17 protein-coding genes and 1 pseudogene are annotated in these 21,839 nt (G+C 45.0%); 10 read left to right on the forward strand and 8 right to left on the reverse strand.

The window, feature by feature from the left end; genetic code table 11:
- Positions 1–34: 34 nt before the first annotated feature.
- Positions 35–2,320 (reverse strand): 5-methyltetrahydropteroyltriglutamate--homocysteine S-methyltransferase, encoded by a 2,286-nt coding sequence (gene metE / locus M1D72_RS15925; RefSeq protein WP_456295826.1) that lies wholly within the window; start codon positions 2,318–2,320, stop codon positions 35–37.
- Positions 2,321–2,585: 265 nt separating this feature from the next.
- Between metE and metR the strand changes: the two genes are divergently transcribed.
- On the forward strand, positions 2,586–3,497 hold the full coding sequence (gene metR / locus M1D72_RS15930; protein WP_456295827.1) for an HTH-type transcriptional regulator MetR: 912 nt from the start codon (positions 2,586–2,588) through the stop codon (positions 3,495–3,497).
- A 27-nt stretch (positions 3,498–3,524) separates the two neighbouring features.
- Here metR and M1D72_RS15935 read toward each other — a convergent pair whose 3' ends face one another.
- Together M1D72_RS15935 and M1D72_RS15940 are read right to left on the reverse strand one after the other, a co-directional pair.
- On the reverse strand, positions 3,525–3,725 hold the full coding sequence (locus M1D72_RS15935) for a DUF4250 domain-containing protein (protein ID WP_390189501.1): 201 nt from the start codon (positions 3,723–3,725) through the stop codon (positions 3,525–3,527).
- A gap of 71 nt (positions 3,726–3,796) precedes the next feature.
- Positions 3,797–4,477, reverse strand: coding sequence for a hypothetical protein (locus tag M1D72_RS15940; RefSeq protein WP_390189499.1), 681 nt, complete (start codon positions 4,475–4,477; stop codon positions 3,797–3,799).
- Between the two features lie 199 nt (positions 4,478–4,676).
- Here M1D72_RS15940 and M1D72_RS15945 point away from each other — a divergent pair, with 199 nt between their 5' ends.
- Positions 4,677–6,926, forward strand: a complete 2,250-nt coding sequence (locus M1D72_RS15945; RefSeq protein ID WP_456295828.1) for a YgiQ family radical SAM protein — start codon at positions 4,677–4,679, stop codon at positions 6,924–6,926.
- 46 nt (positions 6,927–6,972) lie between these two features.
- On the opposite strand, the pseudogene M1D72_RS15950 reads toward M1D72_RS15945, so the two are convergent.
- From M1D72_RS15950 to M1D72_RS15960, 3 genes and pseudogenes are all read right to left on the reverse strand, one after another.
- Positions 6,973–7,998, reverse strand: a pseudogene (locus M1D72_RS15950) (ABC transporter substrate-binding protein).
- A gap of 208 nt (positions 7,999–8,206) precedes the next feature.
- The gene (serC, locus tag M1D72_RS15955; RefSeq protein WP_390189497.1) at positions 8,207–9,301 is read right to left on the reverse strand and encodes a 3-phosphoserine/phosphohydroxythreonine transaminase; all 1,095 of its coding nucleotides are present in this window, start codon (positions 9,299–9,301) and stop codon (positions 8,207–8,209) included.
- A 127-nt stretch (positions 9,302–9,428) separates the two neighbouring features.
- Positions 9,429–10,694 (reverse strand): DUF945 family protein, encoded by a 1,266-nt coding sequence (locus tag M1D72_RS15960; protein ID WP_456295829.1) that lies wholly within the window; start codon positions 10,692–10,694, stop codon positions 9,429–9,431.
- 541 nt (positions 10,695–11,235) lie between these two features.
- Here M1D72_RS15960 and M1D72_RS15965 point away from each other — a divergent pair.
- On the forward strand, positions 11,236–11,778 hold the full coding sequence (locus tag M1D72_RS15965; protein WP_390189494.1) for a hypothetical protein: 543 nt from the start codon (positions 11,236–11,238) through the stop codon (positions 11,776–11,778).
- Between the two features lie 68 nt (positions 11,779–11,846).
- Here M1D72_RS15965 and M1D72_RS15970 read toward each other — a convergent pair whose 3' ends face one another.
- Positions 11,847–12,434: a TfoX/Sxy family DNA transformation protein gene (locus M1D72_RS15970; protein ID WP_456295830.1), complete on the reverse strand. Its 588-nt coding sequence runs from the start codon at positions 12,432–12,434 to the stop codon at positions 11,847–11,849.
- A gap of 362 nt (positions 12,435–12,796) precedes the next feature.
- Here M1D72_RS15970 and M1D72_RS15975 point away from each other — a divergent pair, with 362 nt between their 5' ends.
- From M1D72_RS15975 to M1D72_RS15995, 5 genes are all read left to right on the forward strand, one after another.
- On the forward strand, positions 12,797–13,717 hold the full coding sequence (locus tag M1D72_RS15975) for an HDOD domain-containing protein (protein WP_390189491.1): 921 nt from the start codon (positions 12,797–12,799) through the stop codon (positions 13,715–13,717).
- Between the two features lie 14 nt (positions 13,718–13,731).
- Positions 13,732–14,637, forward strand: a complete 906-nt coding sequence (locus M1D72_RS15980) for a lysine exporter LysO family protein (RefSeq protein WP_456295831.1) — start codon at positions 13,732–13,734, stop codon at positions 14,635–14,637.
- Positions 14,638–14,768: 131 nt separating this feature from the next.
- A complete protein-coding gene (locus M1D72_RS15985) occupies positions 14,769–15,281 on the forward strand; it encodes a hypothetical protein (protein WP_456295832.1) in 513 nt (170 codons plus the stop codon).
- A 92-nt stretch (positions 15,282–15,373) separates the two neighbouring features.
- Positions 15,374–17,020, forward strand: coding sequence for a pyridoxal-dependent aspartate 1-decarboxylase PanP (gene panP, locus M1D72_RS15990; protein WP_456295833.1), 1,647 nt, complete (start codon positions 15,374–15,376; stop codon positions 17,018–17,020).
- Positions 17,021–17,304: 284 nt separating this feature from the next.
- Positions 17,305–18,159 carry a MurR/RpiR family transcriptional regulator gene (locus M1D72_RS15995; RefSeq protein ID WP_390189486.1) on the forward strand — a complete coding sequence of 285 codons (855 nt, stop codon included), beginning with the start codon at positions 17,305–17,307 and terminating at the stop codon, positions 18,157–18,159.
- Positions 18,160–18,201: 42 nt separating this feature from the next.
- Here the strand turns inward: M1D72_RS15995 and M1D72_RS16000 are convergent, their stop codons facing one another.
- Entirely contained in the window at positions 18,202–19,434 is a 1,233-nt protein-coding gene (locus M1D72_RS16000) for an iron-containing alcohol dehydrogenase (protein ID WP_456295834.1), read from the reverse strand.
- Between the two features lie 267 nt (positions 19,435–19,701).
- Between M1D72_RS16000 and M1D72_RS16005 the strand changes: the two genes are divergently transcribed.
- Positions 19,702–19,965, forward strand: coding sequence for a GrxA family glutaredoxin (locus M1D72_RS16005; RefSeq protein WP_390189483.1), 264 nt, complete (start codon positions 19,702–19,704; stop codon positions 19,963–19,965).
- Positions 19,966–20,128: 163 nt separating this feature from the next.
- Positions 20,129–21,811, forward strand: a complete 1,683-nt coding sequence (locus M1D72_RS16010) for an aspartate:alanine antiporter (RefSeq protein WP_390189482.1) — start codon at positions 20,129–20,131, stop codon at positions 21,809–21,811.
- The last annotated feature ends 28 nt before the right edge of the window (positions 21,812–21,839 follow it).

Below are 21,839 nucleotides of genomic sequence, written 5' to 3' on the forward strand. Positions count from 1 at the left end.
ACAAAGCCCCATCAGGGGCTTTGTTATTTTTATTTTACGCCGCTTTAGCGTATTTCTTACGCAGCAATTTGGCCGCCAGTACCAGATTGGTCAATGATGCTTCTGTCTCCTGCCAGTTTCGCGTTTTTAAACCGCAATCTGGGTTAACCCATAAACGCTCAAGTGGAATTAAGTCCGCCGCTTTTTCAAGCAGACTTTCAATCCACTCAACAGACGGAATGTTGGGTGAGTGAATATCATAAACGCCTGGGCCGATTTCATTAGGGTAATTAAAAGCTTCAAATGCACGAAGCAATTCCATGTTAGACCGAGAGGTTTCGATGGTAATTACATCGGCGTCCAACGCAGCAACAGAGTCAATAATTTCATTGAATTCACTGTAACACATATGGGTGTGGATTTGCGTTTGTGGCTCTGCGCTACCTGCAGCGATCCGAAATGCATTCACTGCCCAATCGAGATAGGCTTTGTGCTCCGCTTGTTTTAGTGGCAAACCTTCACGAATCGCAGGCTCATCAATTTGAATAATGTGAATCCCTGCCTGCTGAAGATCGGCGACTTCATCACGTAAGGCGAGCGCCAGCTGCTCTGCAATGGCTTGACGAGAGATGTCCTCACGCGGAAACGTCCAGCACAGTATTGTGACCGGCCCAGTGAGCATACCTTTCATTTTCTTACTCGTGAGTGACTGGGCATAGCGTGTCCACTCGACCGTCATCGCTTGCTCTCGCTCAATATCGGCCACCACAATCGCAGGCTTCACGCAACGTGAACCATAACTCTGAACCCAACCAAATTGTGTGGTTTGAAAACCCGACAAGTGCTCGGCAAAGTACTCAACCATATCATTACGCTCAGCTTCCCCGTGTACCAACACGTCAAGATCGAGCGCTTCTTGGCGCTGCACGGCATCTTTAATATGTTGTTTGATCACTTCAACATACTCCGCTTCTGGCAGCGTTCCTTTGCGATAAGCGCTGCGCTGAAAACGAATATCCTGCGTTTGTGGAAAAGAACCGATTGTCGTGGTTGGAAATAATGGTAAATCAAGCACTCGTGATTGATGCTTAGCGCGCTCAGCATAGGGAAGACTGCGCTTAGACAAGGCTTGGGTAATGCTATTGACTCGCTTTTGTACCTGAGGTTTATGCACGTGATCAGCCTTTTGACGCGCAATGATTGGTTGACTATATGCCTCACACTGCGCAATGGCGGACTCGTCTCCCTCTAAGCCACGTGCTAGCAGATTCACTTCTTGAACTTTCTGCTTAGCAAAGGCAAACCAACTGCGTGTCTCTTCGCTTAACTCAGTTTCCAATTCAAGGTTCACCGGACTATGAAGTAAAGAGCATGAACTCGCAATCCATAAGCGCTCACCGAGTTGCTGCTTCAATGGCGTCAACGTTGCGAGTTTTGCCGCTAAGTTTGCGCGCCAAACGTTGCGCCCATTAATCGCACCGACAGAAAGCACCCAAGCTTCCGGAAGTTTTTCAACCACTAGCGGAAGTTGCTTATCAGCAGCGCACAAATCGATATGTAGGCCATCAACCGCGAGCTCAGTAATGACATCAATGTTGGCTACAATGGAATCAAAGTAGGTGGTTAGCAATAACTTGGTACGGCCTTTCAAAGCTTGGTAAGCGGAGTCAAACGCTGCCAGCCACGCAGGCGGTAAGTCAAGCGCTAACACTGGCTCATCAATTTGTACCCAGTCAACACCCAGTTCGGCTAGTTTGCTGAGAACTTGCTGATAAACCGTTAATAATTGAGGCAGCAGAGAAAGACGGTCAAAGCTCTCGTTGGTCTCTTTCCCCAAATACAGGTAACTGACGGGACCAAGCACGACAGGCTTGACGTGATGCCCAGCCTGCTGCGCTTCTGCCACTTCATCAAAAAGCTGAGTCCAAGTCAGCTCAAAATGATCGTCCGCGCTAAATTCAGGCACCAAATAATGATAATTGGTATTAAACCATTTCGTCATATCCGAAGCAGCAGCGCCGCAACCACAGTCTGAACGAGATTGCCCGCGAGCGATGCGAAACAGCGTATCTAAATCGGTTGAATGGCCTTGATGGCGTTTGGGAATATGTCCAAGGAGTAACGAGGTATTTAACACATGATCGTACCAAGCAAAATCACCCACTGTGACAAAGCTTAGGTTAGCGTCCTTTTGTGTTAGCCAGTTTTGATGACGCAGCTCGCTGCCCGTCGCCAATAATTCCGATTGTTCAATTTCACCGCGCCAGTATTTTTCAAGTGCGAATTTGAGTTGACGTTGTTCACCAATGCGTGGGTATCCCAAAATATGTGTTGTAGTCATGGCTATTTTCCGTAATTGAATTTGATTATTTAAGAAGTCTGGACGTCTAAACTATCCAATTCACGGCCAAATAACTCAAGACGCTTTTATTCAACTTGTTTATGAACAAACTTCATACACCGCACAGCTTATTGCAGCGGATTAATTTAAATAGGGCAAAAGCCAATAACAAAAACAACAAACAGACGTCTAGACGTTTACAAAAACCAACAAAGCGCGTAAGTTAATATTCATCATCTTGATATTATTACCATGAGAGGATTTCATGATTGAATTGAAGCATTTGAAAACCCTAGCTTCTTTGCGCGATACGGGGTCACTTACCGCCACCGCGACAGCACTGCACTTGACTCAATCGGCCCTCTCCCATCAAATCAAGGATCTCGAAGCACGTATCGGTGGGCAGTTATTTTTGCGTAAAACACGCCCCGTAAAGTTTACTTCGGAAGGTGAGATTTTATTACAACTTGCCAATGACATATTGCCACGGCTTGCAAAAGCCGAAAATGAACTGGCCAGTCTGAAAGAAGATGTCAATGGACGTCTTCACATGGCGATTGAGTGTCACTCTTGTTTTCAGTGGTTAATGCCCGCTTTGAAGGAGTACCAAATTGCCTGGCCAAGCGTGACCCTTGATTTTTCTTCGGGCTTTGGTTTCGAGCCCCTGCCTGCGTTGATGAATGGCGAGTTGGACTTAGTCATTACCTCAGACATTCAGCCACGCTCTGAAGTCCATTACGAGCCACTGTTTGACTTTGAGATGCGTTTGGTCACCGCCACCAATCATCCGCTTGCACAGCTCGAGCGTATCGAACCAATAGATTTACGTGAGCAGACTATGCTCTCCTACCCTGTCCAAAAGCAGCGTTTGGATGTCGTGAAGCATTTTTTACAACCCGCTGGGGTGGAGCCGATGAAATGGAAACAAGCGGATAATACTCTGATGCTGGTACAAATGGTCTCGGCAGGACTCGGCGTAGCCGCATTACCAAACTGGGCAATCAGTGAGTTTTCTCGCCAAGGATTGATCACCAGCATACCGCTCGGTGATGGCTTATGGCGCCGCTTATTTGCAGCAGTGCGCAACAGCGATCGTAACAAGCGCTACCTACAAGCCTTTTTCTCTACCGCGCGCCAACAAAGCAAAAGCCACCTTGATGGTATCAAGATGGCTTAAAAATATTTTATGGTGGGAAGGTTAACGTTACCGCATCGCTGACTTAAATTGATTGGTCAACGGATCATATTGGTAGCCTAAACTATCTAATTTGACAGTGACGGTTTCTACATCCATATCGTAGACCGTCACCAACTCATCAAAACTATCACATTCTAGGCGCAATTTTTCATTGACGATGCCGAGCAAAATGACGCTATCAAACTGGCTAATGTTACTTAAATCCATCACTACACTCCTTTCTACTTCGACTCATAGAAAAGGGTAGCGCGAATTCATTGTTTTTGCTGAGACGAAACCTAAAGAACGAATAATCCTTGATGAAATAAGCCAGAAGCCACCAACATCGCCAAGCTAATCAATAGCTGAACACGACCTATGGCTTTCTCAGTAAAAATGTGCCAGCACCACACGACGATGGCGGAAATCATCAAAGATAAGCCAAACAAAATTGATTGTGTCGCGCTATCAACTACTTGCGGAGCTAATCCATAGGCTTTTGCCAGTACGCTGAGAGCCGTGAACATCGCAGCCACCACACCACAAAACGGCAAAATACGATGAAACGCTTGCAGCCGTGTGCGAGCAATAACCAGCAACAAATGCGCAAACGCCGCCCCAAGTAGAACCACTTGCAACAATAGATGGATACTCGATGACGTATCGGGCTGCATAAAGACTTGAATACCAACAAACGCTAACGCCAAGCCATTCGCCAAATACAACGCCCACAAAGGCCCTTGGTTACGCGTTTTTTTAGTCTGAACCTGAGTATAAAAATAACCAATGGCAAAAGTGACCATGATCGCCTGCATTTTAAGCGATGCCACCGCAAGCCATAAAATCGCCAATGTTGGCATTAATTTATGAATGCGCCCTCGCTGACCAGGACAAATATCGCCTTTGACTAACACCAAAGTCAGAATAAGTTGAGCACCTAAAAGCATTGGCGCGCACAGAAACAGAAGTTGTTGAACCATAATATCTATACATCGTTATCAATTGCAGCGGATGATAACAGACTGGGACAAGAACTCTAGCGTTGAAAATAAAATCCCATTGGTTCATAAATGAACCGTTTGCTTTTGTCTTGACCTTCTAAACTGTACGGACATATAGCGCTAGATACTCGGTTAGCAAGTCGCTATAATTCGCGCTCGCGAAATCTGAGGTCAATTTATGCACAGTGATATCACACCGATTAACCAATATACCCCATACTGGGCCGCTTGCTATGGCTCATCTCCATTTTTGCCGACGACTCGTCAAGAGATGGATGCCCTAGGCTGGGATAGCTGTGACATCATCATTGTGACGGGCGATGCGTATGTCGATCACCCAAGTTTCGGTATGGCGATCATTGGACGTCTGCTCGAAGCGCAAGGATTTCGTGTTGGCATCCTTGCCCAACCTGAATGGCAAAATAAAGAAGCCTTCATGGGTTTGGGTAAACCCAACCTCTTTTTCGGTATTACAGCTGGTAATATGGATTCGATGATTAACCGCTACACCGCGGATAAAAAATTACGCCATGATGATGCCTATACCCCGAACAATGAAGGAGGGAAACGCCCTGACCGCGCGACATTGGTCTATTCACAGCGTTGTCGAGAAGCGTATAAAGAGGTGCCCATAGTCCTCGGTGGCATTGAGGCCAGTCTGCGCCGTCTCGCGCACTATGACTATTGGTCAGACAAGGTTCGTCGCTCAGTATTGTTTGATGCCAAAGCCGATATTTTGCTATTTGGTAATGCAGAACGAGCCTTAGTTGATGTCGCTCATCGCTTAGCCAATGGGGAATCCATTGCGACTATGACCGATATTCGCGGCACCGCTGTCAACCTTCCTGCAGCACCTGAGCACTACAAGATCATCGATTCATCACGCATTGAAAAACCGCGTAAAGAAGCGTTTGTACCGAAAAACCCTTACGAAGTTGAAACCCAATGTGATACGAAAGCGGACGATGCAAACCAAGCACAGCCAATCACCATTCGCCCTTCTCGCCATGATGCAGCAACCACCGCGGTACGCATCCCAAGCTTTGAGAAACTGCGCAACGATCGCATTCTCTATGCGCACGCGAGCCGCATTATGCATTTGGAAACCAACCCTTATTCTGGTCGCGCTCTGATTCAAAGCCATGGCGATCGCGAATTATGGGTCAATCAGGCTCCCATTCCGTTAACCACCGAAGAGATGGATTACGTCTTTGACTTGCCTTACGCCCGCGTTCCTCACCCAGCCTACGGCAAAGCCAAAATCCCGGCTTATGACATGATTAAAACATCGGTTAACATCATGCGTGGCTGTTTTGGCGGCTGTTCATTCTGCTCGATTACCGAGCACGAAGGGCGTATTATTCAAAACCGTTCTCAAGAGTCGATTATTAACGAGCTTGAGGAGATTCGCGATAAAGTTCCTGGGTTTACAGGGACCATTTCCGACCTTGGCGGCCCAACGGCCAACATGTATCGCCTCGGCTGTAGTGACCCGAAAGCAGAAGCCAACTGTCGACGTCCATCGTGTGTCTTCCCTGGTATTTGTAGCAAACTCAATACCGACCATAAGCACACCATTGACCTGTATCGTGCTGCGCGAAATGTCGACGGGGTTAAAAAGGTCATGATCGCTTCTGGTGTGCGTTACGATTTAGCCATTGAATCGCCTGAGTATGTCAAAGAGTTGGTTACACATCACGTTGGCGGCTATCTAAAAATTGCACCAGAGCACACCGAGAAAGGTCCACTGGATCTGATGATGAAGCCAGGCATGGGCACCTACGATCGCTTCAAAGAGATGTTTGAGAAATACAGCAAAGAAGCGGGTAAAAAGCAGTATTTGATCCCCTACTTCATCTCTGCCCATCCCGGGACCGAAGATGAAGATATGCTTAACTTAGCACTATGGCTGAAGAAGAATGATTTTGAATGTGACCAAGTTCAGAACTTCTACCCGTCACCAATGTGCAACGCAACGGCAATGTATTACTCAGAAACCAATCCACTAAAACGCGTTAAGTATAAAAAACGCGAAGAAGTCCCCGTGGCCAAAGGCGAACGCCAGAGACGCTTACACAAAGCTCTGCTGCGTTACCACGATCCAAACAACTGGCCGTTGATTCGTGAAGCACTGGTTGCTATGGGTAAAAAACATCTGATCGGTGATAAAGAAAGCTGTTTGGTTCCCGCAGAAGATATTGATGCTAAAACGCCTGCGCAGCGCAGAAAGTCAGGTCGTCATGGCGCTAACCGCTTTGCGACCAAACACACCAAGAGTCAGCCAGGCTTTGCTCCATTGGCGGGTAAAAAAGGGAAACCACAAAATAGCTCGTCGTCACACAATGGACAAAGTGCTAAGTCATCTGGTGCAGACAAAGGCCGCTCTAACAGCAGTGGTAAAAATCGTCAAAAAAGTCGTCAACGTTAAACATAAAAAACCGGGCCAAAAAGCCCGGTTTTTTAATTATAATCGTTTACTGGTTTCTTAGTTTTTGCCAATACTTTTCATAAATCGCCAGCGCCTCTGGCCCGACATCGTTAATGAACTCGCCTTTCACCATATCGGCCTCTGATGGGAAAATCGTAACGTCATTACGAATAGCATCATTGAGTAAGGCACGCCCACGAGTCGTCGCGGACGCGTAACCTAAGCTATTGACGATCTCTGCTTGGTTTTCTGGCTGATACATAAAGTTAATAAACTGGTGGGCCAACACTTTGTTTTCACTGCCCGATGGAATAACAAAGTTATCCATCCACAGTACGGCACCTTCTTGTGGCATCACAAACTTCAACTCTGGCATCTCTTGCTGACCTTGATAAGCGTTGCCGTTCCATTGCATTCCCACAGAAGCTTCACCCGAAACATAGGGCACATGCGGCGCATCTGAGTTGTACAGCAGCACATTAGCTTGTAGTGCTTTTAACGACTCATAAGCCTTTTCAATCTGTTGTGGGTTTTGACTGTTGATACTGTAACCATTTAATTTAAGTGCCATGCCAAAAACGTCACGAATATCGTCAATCAGCATAACTTGCCCAGCGAATTCCGGCTTCCAGAGATCGGCCCAGCGCGTCACTCCGTCAACCATCTCTGCATTATAGCTAAGGCCCGTCACACCCCAAATTTAGGGCAAAGAGTAACGGTTCTGTGGATCATGCGCCTGGCCTAATAACTTCGGCATCGTATCCTTCATATTTGGAATTTTCTCGTGGTCAAGCTCAGCCAATAAACCTTCTCTACCCATTTTTTCGATAAAATAAGCAGATGCAAACACCACATCATAACCACCACCTTTGAGCAGCTTTAACTTGGTGTACATGGATTCATTGTTTTCAAAGGTGGAGTAATTTACGGTGACTCCTTGCTGCTTTTCAAATTGTCGAAGCGACGCTTCAGGTAAATAGCCTCCCCACGCATAAACATTTAATTGCTTGGCGTGTGCGGTTCCTAGCATCAACAAGGCTGAAAGCGCGATGCCCTTGACCAGATTGTTCATTAATTTTTGATTCCTTTGAAGCCGGCACCATGCCGATTGCGGCTCAATAATTAAGTGATTTTCTGGAGAAATAAAGACAATAATATTTGTCGTAAAGAACAATATTTATTAAGGATAGCGACAGGGAAAAGACAAGGAGCACAGTGAATAAGTTAAAAAAAAACCGCGCGGTTGAAACCGCGCGGCTCTCGTTATCAAAACGCAATCTTTAAGCGTATTGCGCTTCAAATTCTTGCATGAAGTCGACTAAGGCTTGAACACCTTCCAGCGGCATGGCGTTGTAAATAGATGCACGCATACCACCAACCGCTCGGTGACCTTTTAGTGCCACGAGACCACGCTGCTCCGCGAGCTCAAGGAACGTGCCATCAAGTTCTGGTTTAACCAATTGGAAAGGCACATTCATTCGTGAACGGTTCGCGGGATGAATATCGTTCTTATAAAATGGAGAATTATCGATGTAATTGTAGAGGGTATCGGCTTTCTTGCGATTGGTCTCTTCCATTGCTTTCAAACCACCCTGCTCTTTTAGCCATTTGAAAACTAGACCCGACAAATACCATGCAAACGTTGGTGGCGTGTTATACATAGAATCTTTTTCTGCCAAGATTTTATAGTTAATAAAGCTCGGCAGCACATCACGCGCGAAATCAAGCAGATCATCACGCACAATTGCAATGCAGATACCAGCAGGACCAATATTCTTCTGGGCGCCTGCGTAGATAACACCGAATTTAGACACATCAATATCACGCGATAGAATGTTTGATGACATGTCAGCGACGATCGGTTTATCGGTTTGAGGCAGATCGTAAATCTCTACACCGTCAATCGTTTCATTTGGGCAAAAGTGCACATAAGCCGCATCAGGGGCCACTTTCCATTCAGAAGCAGGTTTGACAGCAGTTTTGCCATCGATTTCGGTTTTGGCGTCAAAAGTATCTACTTGGCAATACTTGTTCGCTTCATCAATGGCACTGGCGGCCCAATAGCCAGCATCAATATACGTGGCCGTTGAGCGCTCACCCAACAAGTTTAGTGGTACTGCAGAAAATTGAGCTCGTGCCCCGCCCTGACAAAATAGAACTTTATAGTTGTCTGGGATTGAAAGTAAGTCACGCAAGTCTTGCTCGGCTTGCTGTGCAATTTCGATGAATGATTTACTGCGGTGGCTAATTTCCATAACCGAAGTACCGAGGCCATTCCAATCTACGAATTCGGCCTGAGCCTTTTCCATGACTGCTTTAGGAAGCGCAGCGGGACCCGCGCTGAAGTTATAGACATTGCCTGTAGAAGACGCCATGAGTTTCCTTGCTCCTGCTGTTAACAAACTAGTGTGATTAATACCACTTTTTTGCCTAGAGCAAAAGTAACAAAAGAGGTCTTAAGACCTCTTTTTATTGATTGATAAAGGGAATGCAACGAGCGAATTACAGCATCATCGGTAATATAAGCGCCATTAAAGGAATTTTCTGGCCATTTTTAAACACCAGATTGCTATTTTCGAGCTGAGCCTCAATGCGATAACCAGATTGAGTTTGGTCAACAATATCCATCACAATCGCTTCATCAATCGCCTGCTTTATGGTCGGAAACGTCTCGACCATTTGTTCAGATACATAGCTTTCCACATCCCCGGTCAACTTCGGTAACACCGCCATCGGGTTTGCTGCAACATCTTTCGTCCCTTCTGGTACTTGAATATTCATCGCAGATCGAAATTCGCCATCACCGATTTTGGCACTAAAATCGTTTACCGAAACATAAAACCCTTGAGCGAATAAGGTTTCAATACTCTCGATTGCTGTTTGCAGTTGGGCGTTTGATAGCGAAGGGTTAGGATTATTTTGGTAAACATCCAACAACTGACCAAAAGCAACACTGTCAAGATCACCAAAAGAAACATCCACATTAAAATTCGAGACTTGTCCTTGGTCGGTTTTCAAGTCATTCATTTCAAGCACATGTTGGCCTGAAACTCGGTTAGTCGTGGGAATTTCATTTGACGTAAAGTGATAGCTGGCGTTCATCATCTCAAAGGAGGTGACTTGATCAGGATTAACAATTTTGGCTTGACCGATGGTTATCTGCTGATCTCCAATCCAAAATGCGTGAGTGCGTTTGCCTTGTCCCTGCGCTTTAATACTGGTAATCGACAATTTGTCGCCGGACGCAAAATCCAATTCCATCGACGGTACATCAAGTTGATACGACAGCTCGCCTAACACCGTGATGGTTCCCGTTAACGAGGATGGCGGAAGTGAAACCATTACGTTTTGATTATTTTTAGAGACGTAATGCCAGTTATCTAATTGAATATTAAAGTCGGTATTACCGTTTAGTTGAGTCGTTGAGTCCATAACTAAAGGAAGCTGCGCCGCTTCGTCCACAACAGAATGTGCAGACAGGCTCATCAAGCCATGGCTCACGTCACTGGTGACGGTAAATTCACTCGGCAGCCCATCAACTTTGAGTTGCTCAATCAGCTGAGGATCCGTCACATGATAGCGAGTGGTCACCACTGACGATAAATAGCCACGATCATAAGCGACGATTTCCGCCTTCAGTACATCACTGTTTAAGTTACCGATCCCATCGGTGATGACGTTTTGTCCAATACTCCCTACCGCTAGAGGCCAGCACAACACCACAGCGATAGCGCCACCGACGGCGCCCCATTTTTTTATTTGTTGCATTTGATTCTTACTTTTATTGGCGATTTATTCAGTTTACACGAAAAAACCGTTTGGTTAATCAGACGATTGCACTAGATTGTAAGCCAACAATACACAGTGATTATGATGCGAAGAACAGGAATTAACCGCCATTCGTGACTTTCATACAGGTAAAAATATGACATCAACACTTTCGTTGAGCGTATTGTGTTGATAACAACGTCAAAAACATGACGAAGAAATGAGCTGTGTTCCACTTTTGATGTAGAAGCGCATAATTATGTGATTCATCACATTCTACTCTGTTAGACTCGTGGCTAACTACTGAGATAGAAAGACGTTTCCCAGCAACATACTGCGACTGATTAAATTGCGTACGGTTTGCTGCATAAGCACTCATTCGACTGGAATGAAACTTGCTTGGAATTCACTTAAACGACAAAACAGTGACATTTTATTGGTTAATTCAAACCAAGATGCATTATCATGTCGGCATTACATGTCATGACGGCCTTGTCGTCAAAGACCAAGGAAATTAACAAGATAAAGGTTTATCGTAGATATGCGTAAAACACTCTTAGCTGCAGCGCTGGTTTTGACTTCTGGTCAAACACTGGCAGAAGATCCAAACAGCCCGGCCATCATGAGCAACTTCAATTACGATTACATCGAAGCACGCATTGGCGCAAGCCCTGTCACCTTCGGTGCGGCATTTAGTAAATCGATTCACCCTAACGCGCATGCGATTGGTCGAATCGATTCTGAATTTGAAGGCGATTTTGACGCTGCGGCTGGTTTTGGTTTTCATGCTCCAATCAATAACTGGGCAGATTTAAAAGGTGAAATGCTGTTTCGCGTGGTTGATAACGACAAAGATAGCACCGAAACTGGTATGGAACTTAACCTAGGCATCCGCCAATGGCTTGGTCCACAGCTTGAAGTCGGTGGTCAAGCAGGTTACCTCTCTATTGATGATGATGACGATTGGATCGGTTCTGCGTACATTCGCTTCCATTCTACTGAGCTTTTCTCTATGGGCGCAGAAGCACGCTTCAATGACTTTTACGGCAACCAAGTGATGATGACGACTCGATTCAAATTCTAATCACTTACGCTAAAGCGTTAACCAATAAAAAACCGAGGATCCTTCCTCGGTTTTTTTATCCGTTACTTTTACTGGCAATCTGCCAATAATTGGCGTTTTCTCGGCTCTTGAATCAGCTTCCAATGAATACCATCAATGGCGCCTGCAAATTTCCATAATAATTTGAGATCGACGTCATTGCCGTATGTACGTTTCACACGAGAAAAGACTTCTGGCGCGCCGAGTTCTAAGAAGCGGTCCACATTGTCCACCCCTGCCTTTTTCACCATGCGTTCTAGAGTCAGTTGCATGTTAGGCAAGTCGCGAAGCCGTTTATTCTCAGGTGCTTGTTTGGACTTTCGCTGCGTAACGGAGCGAGAGATCGCCTGGCTGACAATCGCATCAAGTTGTTGATGACGATTAACAAACAGATGGGTGATGTCATAGTAATTGACTGTCGCCGTCGACTGCTTTTTGACGTGACGGTATTTATCACAGCCTAACTGGTGCAGCAATTCATCCAAGGTGCCTCCCCCACGAATAAAAACGCGCTGAGCACTAAGAAGTGCAAACATCGCCTCTTCGCGAAACAGTCCTAAGCCACCAAACATTGATCGCGTTTGGAAACGGCCAAATTGCTTAACATAATTGGTAAATTTTTGCTCTGTCATATCCATTGATCCTTAATCAAAAACCCCGATTAGTTCGATCACCAGATACAGCAGCTTATAAGCGAAAAAAGTATTGAAGGTCTGACTTGATGAATTTATTAATATGAAAGTAAGCCTAGATTCCCTCAACCAAATGATAGTTAATGATGCGAAATAAGTCTGTGCATAGTTCACAGGCTTTACATCAGAAAATAAATTTATTGGAATCACAGTCACAAATTTAAATGTCGTTGACACTCTATCTCAAAAATACCTGTAGGTTAGAGTAAGTTTTTAGTTTTACGCACACAATTCAGTAACCTATAACGTTTGCCTAGCACAGGTAACAGACGTTAATATTCGGTAGTTGCCCACATCTTTCAAGTTTTATGAACCATTTATCATTTTATTGGTTACCTGAGAATAACGAAGTACTAATAAAAGGAATAGAGACCGAGTTTGCACAATTAATCGAGCAGTCTATTAATACTGGGAAAATATCTCTCCCACCTATTCCAGACGTTGTATTGCAAATTCAAAAACTATCCTCTCAGGAAAACACAAGCGTATCCGATATTGCCGATTGCCTGATCGAAGATCCGAGCTTGGCCGCTATCGTTATTCGTGTTGCCAACTCGGTGATTTTTAATCGCCGTAGTATTATTTGCACCGATCTTGTCACTGCAGTGGCGCGCCTTGGTATTCATCGCGTTCGTGATATCGTTACTGCCCAATCTATTGAACAACTCAAACAATCCGTCAATCTGAGCAAAGAGTGTAACTACATTTTGATCAACAGTGCCGCCACCTCTCGTGAGCTTGCGGCCACGATGGTCATGGTGACCAAAGGGTTCCGAGATTCAGGTGACCCACGTTATGCTAATTTGGAAAATGATAAAGCCCTTTTAACAGGACTGTTAGCGGATATTGGTTTGTTTTGTATCGTCAATGAATATTACCTCTATCTTGAAAGAGGTAATTATTTAGACGAAAACATCGCGCTGCAAATCTTTAGCAGCCAATGCTCTATTGTTAGTAAACTGGTGCTTGACCACTGGGGCTTTGATTCTGACTTTGTTGAAGTTGCCACTAATCAACGCATTGATAACCCCCAACATGATGTCACGTATTTGGATGTCGCGCGCATTGCCAACCATGTATTAATGTTCCGCCGTGAAGATGACGCCATCGACGAGCACGAAGTCGAACTCGACGTCACCGGTGCCGATATTCTCTACCAACTTACTAACCTTAGTGATTTGGAGTTCCGCGATCAAATTGACGCAGTCATTAACGCCTGCGGATTATAATAACAAGGATTTTCATGTTTTCAGGGATGATGTTCATCTTTGCCCCGCTGGTCGTGGGCTACCTATTTACCCTATCCAACACGGCAATTACCCAAACCATTAATCGCGCAACGTCTTACTTAATCTATGTGATTTTAAGTTTGATGGGCTTGAGTCTTGCGGCGCTTGATAACTTAGGCCAAAACTTGCAAACCATCGTCCAATACACAGCTGTGTTCTTCTTGTGTTTAGGCGTTGCGAATCTGCTGTTTCTGCCACTGGTCGATCGCTGGTTACCACTGCAAACTGAAGCTGCGAAAAGTAAACTGCCCCTTTCCAGTATGGCCTTAGAATCGGTCAAGCTTATCGTCGTTGTCGGCGGCGGTTTGTTGGTCGGCATACTGCTGCCTATCGACTTGAGCTGGGTTGATACCGCGAGTGAATGGATTTTATTTATCTTACTGTTTTTTATCGGTATTCAATTAAGAAATAGTGGACTGACTTTAGGGCAGATTCTGCTTAACAAGCATGGAATGATCATCGCATCTGTGATCATATTCACTTCCATGCTTGGCGGATTGCTTGCGGCATGGATTCTCGATATCGGTGTCTTCCATGGTTTGGCGATGGCCTCAGGATTTGGTTGGTATTCACTGGCAGGCATTCTCATGGGCGATGCGTTTGGTCCCGTATTTGGTGGCGCCTCTTTTTTAATCGAGTTATTACGAGAACTGGTTGCTCTAGTCATGATCCCGATGTTGATTCGCACTCGTCCTTGCACCGCTATCGGCTATGCCGGAGCGACAGCTATGGACTTTACACTTCCTGTCATACAAACCACAGGTGGTGTACGCTGCGTACCTATCGCAATTGTTAGTGGGTTCATCTTGAGCCTGTTGGTCCCAGTGCTGATGCTATTCTTTGTCTCTCTTGCTAACTAGATCGCAGGAATACAGCAATAAATCCCCTAGTATAAGGCACTCAGTTTCGCGCCAACTTTCGCTGTAACTTGATTATATTGAGTTCACCGCAAACAATAAAAACAAGCGCTTATTTAGCAAAAGGAATCCCTATGAAACGCTTGATGGTCACTTTGCTCTTTACCTCGTTGCCCTTCTCTGCCTTTGCCGCCGATAACTCATGTTTGGCAGGAAAATACGACGCCTATATTGATGCATCGCTTAATTGGTACCAAGATTTAACCACACTTACCACCAGCCAATATCCTGAGCTTGAAGGAGTGAGCACGTGGTTTCTTCAAGGGCGCAAACACCATTTTGAACTAAGCCGCGCAGCTGTTCATTACTATCTGGAACATGACCCAAGTAAAGTGGCGATTGAACAGTCGGTTGAGGGTTGGCTAAAGCTTGAGCAATCTGATATTAAAGCCCTTGCTAAACGCGATGATCAACTCGGTCAATTGGCAAAAGTTACTTACAATGATCGCCAAACACCGCCTCATGAAAAAAACTATGAACTGCGCTCGGCATTAGCAGAATTATTAAGTCATCCCAACAAGATTGACCAAGCTCTACAAACCTACAATCAGTCCATCAGCCAAATATCTCAGACTGAATGCCAATAAAGAGCAATTAATACCGAGCAAACGGGACTTTGCGCCCGTTTTGGTTTACATTGTCACGCCTAATAAAGATGTATATTGAGTCACAATCGAGTATGGACACTGAACAAAAAACGGTTGATGTCAGTTTCGAAAATTTGCTGCGAATCTTCACTGTTCCTGAAGGTCCTGATTCTACCCTTACCAAGATTGAAGAAGAGCTTTCGCGTAATCTAAATCAATTTTTACGCGAACACATCGTTGCAGAAGAAAAACCGCTTAAAGAGATAGAAAAAGACTTCTCGAATCCAACCATTCCCGAACAACCGAGCTTTGTCTCCGACCATACTCAGCACTTACTCGATACGTTAGTGTCTCACTCGGTGCATACTTCAGCACCGAGTTTCATTGGACATATGACGTCTGCGCTCCCCTATTTTCTGATGCCGCTGTCCAAAATCATGATCGCACTCAATCAGAACCTAGTAAAAATCGAGACGTCAAAAGCCTTTACGCCTTTAGAACGTCAGGTTCTTGGAATGCTCCATCGGCTCGTTTATCAGCAAAATGACGCCTTCTATACACAATGGATGCACAGCGCTGAACACTCACTTGGCGCCTTTTGCTCGGGTGGAACCATCGCTAATATTACCGCGTTATGGGTTGCTCGCAATAATGCATTAAAAGCCCAAGGAAACTTTCAAGGCGTTGAAAAAGAGGGGCTATACAAAGCCATGAAACACTATGGCTACAACGGAATGGCCGTTCTTGTTTCCAAACGTGGTCATTACTCATTAAAAAAAGCCGCCGATGTGCTTGGGCTTGGCCAAGATGAACTGATTGCAATAGATACCGATAATGCGAACCGACTTTGCCCAAATGCTTTGGCTAAGCAACTCAAGCAGTTACAACAGCAAAACATCAAAGTTATCGCAGTGATCGGCGTCGCAGGCACGACCGAGACCGGCAATATCGATCCACTCGATGAGATAGCCGAGCTATGTCATCAATATCAGTGTCATTTTCACGTTGATGCGGCTTGGGGCGGTGCAACGCTGATGTCAAATCGTTATCGAACCTTACTCAAGGGGATCGAGCGCGCCGACTCAGTGACCATCGATGCTCACAAGCAGCTGTACATTCCTATGGGGGCAGGAATGGTGCTGTTTAAAAACCCAGACTCGATGCGCTCGGTAGAACATCATGCGCAATATATATTGCGTAAGGGCTCAAAAGACTTGGGTAGTCACACTTTAGAAGGCTCACGCTCAGGTATGGCAATGTTAGTGTACGCGGCGATGAATATTATCAGTCGCCCTGGCTATGAGCTTTTGATAAATCAAAGCATTGAGAAAGCGCAATATTTCGCCAAGCTTATCACCCATCAGCCCGACTTTGAGTTAATTTCAGCCCCTGAGCTCTGTCTGCTGACTTACCGTTATGTTCCAGAAAAAACTCGCAAAGCGCTAAACGTTGCGTCTGGAAAACCGCTCGCTGAACTCAATGATAAGCTCAATGAACTGACCCAGTTTATTCAAAAGACGCAGCGCGAAACCGGCCGCTCTTTTGTGTCACGAACTCAACTCAACCCGCAACATTTGGAGCAACGGGACACCATTGTATTTCGCGTTGTACTTGCCAATCCCCTGACACAAAACGAGATATTACAAGCGGTGCTTGAAGAACAGCGAGAAATCGCAGCAAAAGCGCCAAATCTCAATAAACAACTCATGAGTCTCACCAACGAACTATTGAAAAAATGAAAATTTCTTTCGGTTTCATGTAATTTCTATATCATAGCCAAACCGAAATACGTACATTTGCAGCAAAACTATGCAGATTTTGTAGTTTAGACAAAATTTAGTTTGAGGCTGGTCATATTCTGATTAATTGAGATGTACAAAAATTACTGTAAACCTTTAGGTTAGGTTTATACTGGTCGCATGGCGTTGGTTAGAATTTACCATTTAGGAAATCACTCTTTTTCCTACCCCCTACACTTGGATGGTATAACCAATAAGTTGTTCTCCATACCCTCGTGAACACTATGAATACATTAGAAAAAATACAAAAAAATCTGGAGAACTTTAGCAAATCCGAACGGAAAGTCGCTGAAGTTATAATGGCTACCCCACAAACTGCCATTCATTCCAGCATTGCTACACTGGCTAAGATGGCTGACGTAAGTGAGCCTACGGTCAACCGTTTCTGCCGACGTTTAGATACCAAAGGGTTTCCTGATTTTAAGCTGCACTTAGCACAGAGCTTAGCCAATGGAACACCTTACGTTAACCGTAATGTCGAAGAAGATGATGGCCCTGACGCGTACACCCACAAGATTTTCGAATCGACTATGGCGTGCTTGGATGTGGCCAAAAACAGCCTAGATCCAATGCAAGTAAACCGTGCCGTCGATCTGCTTACTCAAGCCAAACGGATTTCGTTTTTTGGTTTGGGTGCATCGTCTGCGGTTGCCAAAGATGCACAAAACAAGTTTATTCGATTCAATATTCCGATTACTTGCTTTGAAGACATTGTCATGCAACGCATGAGCTGTATTAATTGTACCGATAACGATGTTATCGTATTAATTTCACATACAGGCCGAACCAAAAGCCAAGTCGAGATTGCTAATCTAGCAAAAGAAAATGGCGCAACGGTAATTGCGATTACTGCGAAAGACTCACCACTGGATAAAGCCAGTTCGCTGTCAATTTCATTGGATGTGCCCGAAGACACCGACGTCTACATGCCAATGGCAAGTCGTGTCGTACAAATGACCGTCATAGATGTCCTTGCTACAGGCTTCACTTTACGCCGTGGTACTGGTTTTAGAGAGAATTTACGCCGAGTAAAAGATGCCTTAAAAGACTCGCGCTACGATAAGCTTTCACACTTTTAAACAGTGAATATCTCATCAAAAAAAGGAGCCAAATGGCTCCTTTTATCGTTCCGTCTCTCGGTCATCTAGCATGGTATAGCTCGCTTCCTCGCGTTCAACCCCTTCATACAGTGATTGATTCTCACTACAACTGCATACATGATCGAGAATAAACGTTAAACGTGCTTTGGTTAACGGCAGAGGGTTGCCTTTAATCGAGACCGATTTCATCGCCCCATCAACGACCTGCTCAAAAGACGTGCGGCAGACACCAAACTGACTCAACGCCGGGATTCTTAGTTGCTCTAAAATCATTTTAACCCAGGCAATACCATCGCTCATATGGGCATCATTATGATTGGTTAGAATACGTGCCATCGTACGATAGCGTTTCAGCACCTCAAGCTTACCTTCTAATTGAGCAACCTTGATATTTTCCTCCATAACATACGGCGCTAAGCGTGCGGTGATCACGCTGTGAGGAGCGGTCATTTTGCCAGCTAAAGATGCGGCCAAACCGTGAGCGGCTCCAAGATAGGCATTGGTACTGGCCATGCCACCAAGCATAGACGCCACAGCCAAATCTTCTCGCCCTTGTGGCTCATCTCGTAAGCAACTAGGAATGATTGAACGGCTAAGACGTCTTAATCCCTCCTCGCAGATCATATCGGTTAACGGATTCGGTTGGCTACAAACATAGGCTTCCATTAGGTGAGTAAAGGCTGTCATTGCGCCGCGAGCTGACAACTCTTTAGGCATGCCATATGTCAATGTTGGATCAACAATCGCCACATCGGCCAGCATATCGCTACTGCGCAAACTGACCTTAATTCGGTCTTGGCCTGATTTGAGGACGGCTTTATGCGTCACTTCAGACCCAGTCCCTGCCGTCGTTGGAATCGCGATAAAGGGAAGTGGCTTCGACTTTAAAGGCACCTTACGACCAACAACTTCGACATAATCATATACATTACCTTTATTGGGTATCACCGCTGCTAATGCTTTTCCCATGTCCAAGGCGCTACCTCCGCCCATAGCAATCACCATATCTGGGCCAAACTTACGCGCTTCAACTGCCGCTTCTTCCACCATCGTGATGTAAGGCTCACCAGACACGACCAGATGCTGATAACGAAAATGTTGGTTATGCAGATAATCACCGACGGCATTCCCCTCTTGGTTATGCTTATCGGTTACCAGTAATGCACTGTAACCGTATTGATTAATGACAGACAAAGAAGATAGCAAAGCGTCTTGACCAAAAATCACGCGTGTTGCAGTCATAAAATCGAACATAATCCCTTCCGCCCAATAAAACTATTAATATCATCTTTCAGATTGCCTATAGAATTCAAATAGGTACTTGACCCAGTGCAAAGAACCAAAGATTAAACAAACTGAACACCTGTTTTACTGCCAATTTAAAAGATAACGCACAATCTGTAGACAAATCAGATAAAATTTATTCAATAAGTTTTACCTATTAAAACAACAGCTATTTGCTTCTTTATTTTCCAAACCACTTAAGGCATAGTGCTTGTTAACAAATTAGAGGAGAAAGCTATGTTCGTTGTTATTTTTGGTCGCCCTGCTTGCCCTTTCTGTGTTCGCGCTAAAGAACACGCAGAAACTCTCAAAGCGAAACGTGATGACTTCAACTATCGTTACGTAGATATTCACGCTGAAGGCATTTCAAAAGCTGACCTAGAAAAAACCGTCGGTAAGCCAGTTGAAACTGTGCCACAAATTTTTATCGACCAACAACACATCGGCGGATGTGATGATTTTGAAGCATACGCAAAAGAAAACCTTGGTCTGTTCGATTAAATTGAACCGAGTTAAAAAAAGCCGCTCTTTGAGCGGCTTTTTTGTTTTATTTATTAAATAAATTAACGCGAAAAATATAAAATATTTTACTTATATTTTTATCTCTTTCAGCTACAATTCCCTACACAAACCTTACCTCTTTGGCATAAAAAACTTATTAGCCGTGAATATAGACGTCGTACTTTTGCTAGAACAAAACCCTATCCTACTCATCTTTGTCGTCTTGGCGATCGGTTTAGCGATTGGCAAGATACGCTTTGGCAATTTTCAACTCGGAAATTCAATTGGCGTACTCCTGACATCACTGGTGATGGGTCACCTTGGCTTCACTTTCAATGCGGATGCCTTAACAATAGGCTTTATGCTGTTTATTTACTGTGTCGGAATCGAAGCGGGCCCTAACTTTTTTGGCATTTTTTTTCGAGACGGCAAGCACTATTTCTTACTGAGTATGATTGTGCTAAGCAGTGCTCTCTGCATCACTTATTTTTGTAGTCACTACATGCACCTCGACTTCGGCCTTTCAGCGGGCATGATGGCAGGCGCACTCACCGCGACTCCAGTGTTGGTTGGGGCACAAGATGCGCTCAATTCAGGCCTCGCAAATATTCCGCGCAATATGGAATTTAGTGTTGTGCTTGAAAACTTGTCTGTGGGTTATGCTATGGCATATTTGGTGGGATTAATCAGTATGATCATGTTCGCCAAACTCTTACCAAAATTGCAAAAGCAAGACCTTTCTGATTCCGCGCAGCAAATCGCTCGAGAGCGTGGCCTTGGCAGTTCAGGGCAACGTAAAGTGTACCTACCGATCATTCGCGCCTATCGTGTCGGCCCAGAATTGATTGAGTGGATTGATGGACGCAACCTTCGCGAACTGGGCCTTTACAACCAAACCGGCTGTTATATCGAGCGAGTACGCCGTCACGGCATCCTTGCCCACCCTGATGGCGATGCGATTTTGCAAGAAGGCGATGAAATTGCCTTAGTCGGTTTTCCGGATAGTCATGCTCGACTTGACTCTAGTTTCCGTAATGGCAAAGAGGTCTTTGACCGTAACTTGCTTGATTTACGCATTGCCGAAGAGGAAATCGTGGTAAAAAGCGATTCCATTGCAGGTAAACGACTTTCGGATCTCAACCTTTCTGAATACGGCTGTTTCTTAAACCGCGTGGTGCGCGCACAGATAGAAATGCCGATGGATCTCGACATTGTCTTAGCCAAAGGAGACGTGTTGCAGGTCAGTGGTGAAAAGAGCCGAGTTCATGGTCTTGCCGAAAAAATCGGTTTTATCTCAATTCACAGCCAAATGGCCGACCTTCTCGCCTTCTGTAGTTTCTTTATCCTCGGCATCTTATTTGGCTTAGTCACCATGACATTCGGGCAAGTTTCGTTTGGACTTGGCAATGCCGTCGGCTTGCTATTGTCTGGTATTACACTCGGCTTTTTGCGGGCCAATCACCCGACCTTCGGCTACGTGCCACAAGGGGCACTCAATATGGTCAAAGATCTGGGTTTAATGTTCTTTATGGTAGGTATAGGGCTCAGCGCTGGCGGCAAAATGTTTGACCATCTGGCTCAGGTTGGCCCTCAGGTCATTGGGTTAGCGTTTTTGGTAAGTGTCGTACCCGTGGTTATTGCATATCTGGTTGGAGCCTATCTATTCAAAATGAACCGCGCTTTATTGTTTGGTGCAATTATTGGTGCACGTACCTGCGCGCCAGCTATGGATGTTGTCAATGATTACGCTAAATCGGCGATTCCAGCGCTTGGTTATGCAGGAACTTATGCGATCGCCAATATATTGATGACCCTCGCCGGTACCGTATTGATTATTTTAAGTTAGCCAGACTTATACGCGACAACTGCAACAA

The organism is Vibrio sp. AK197, from assembly GCF_053903115.1.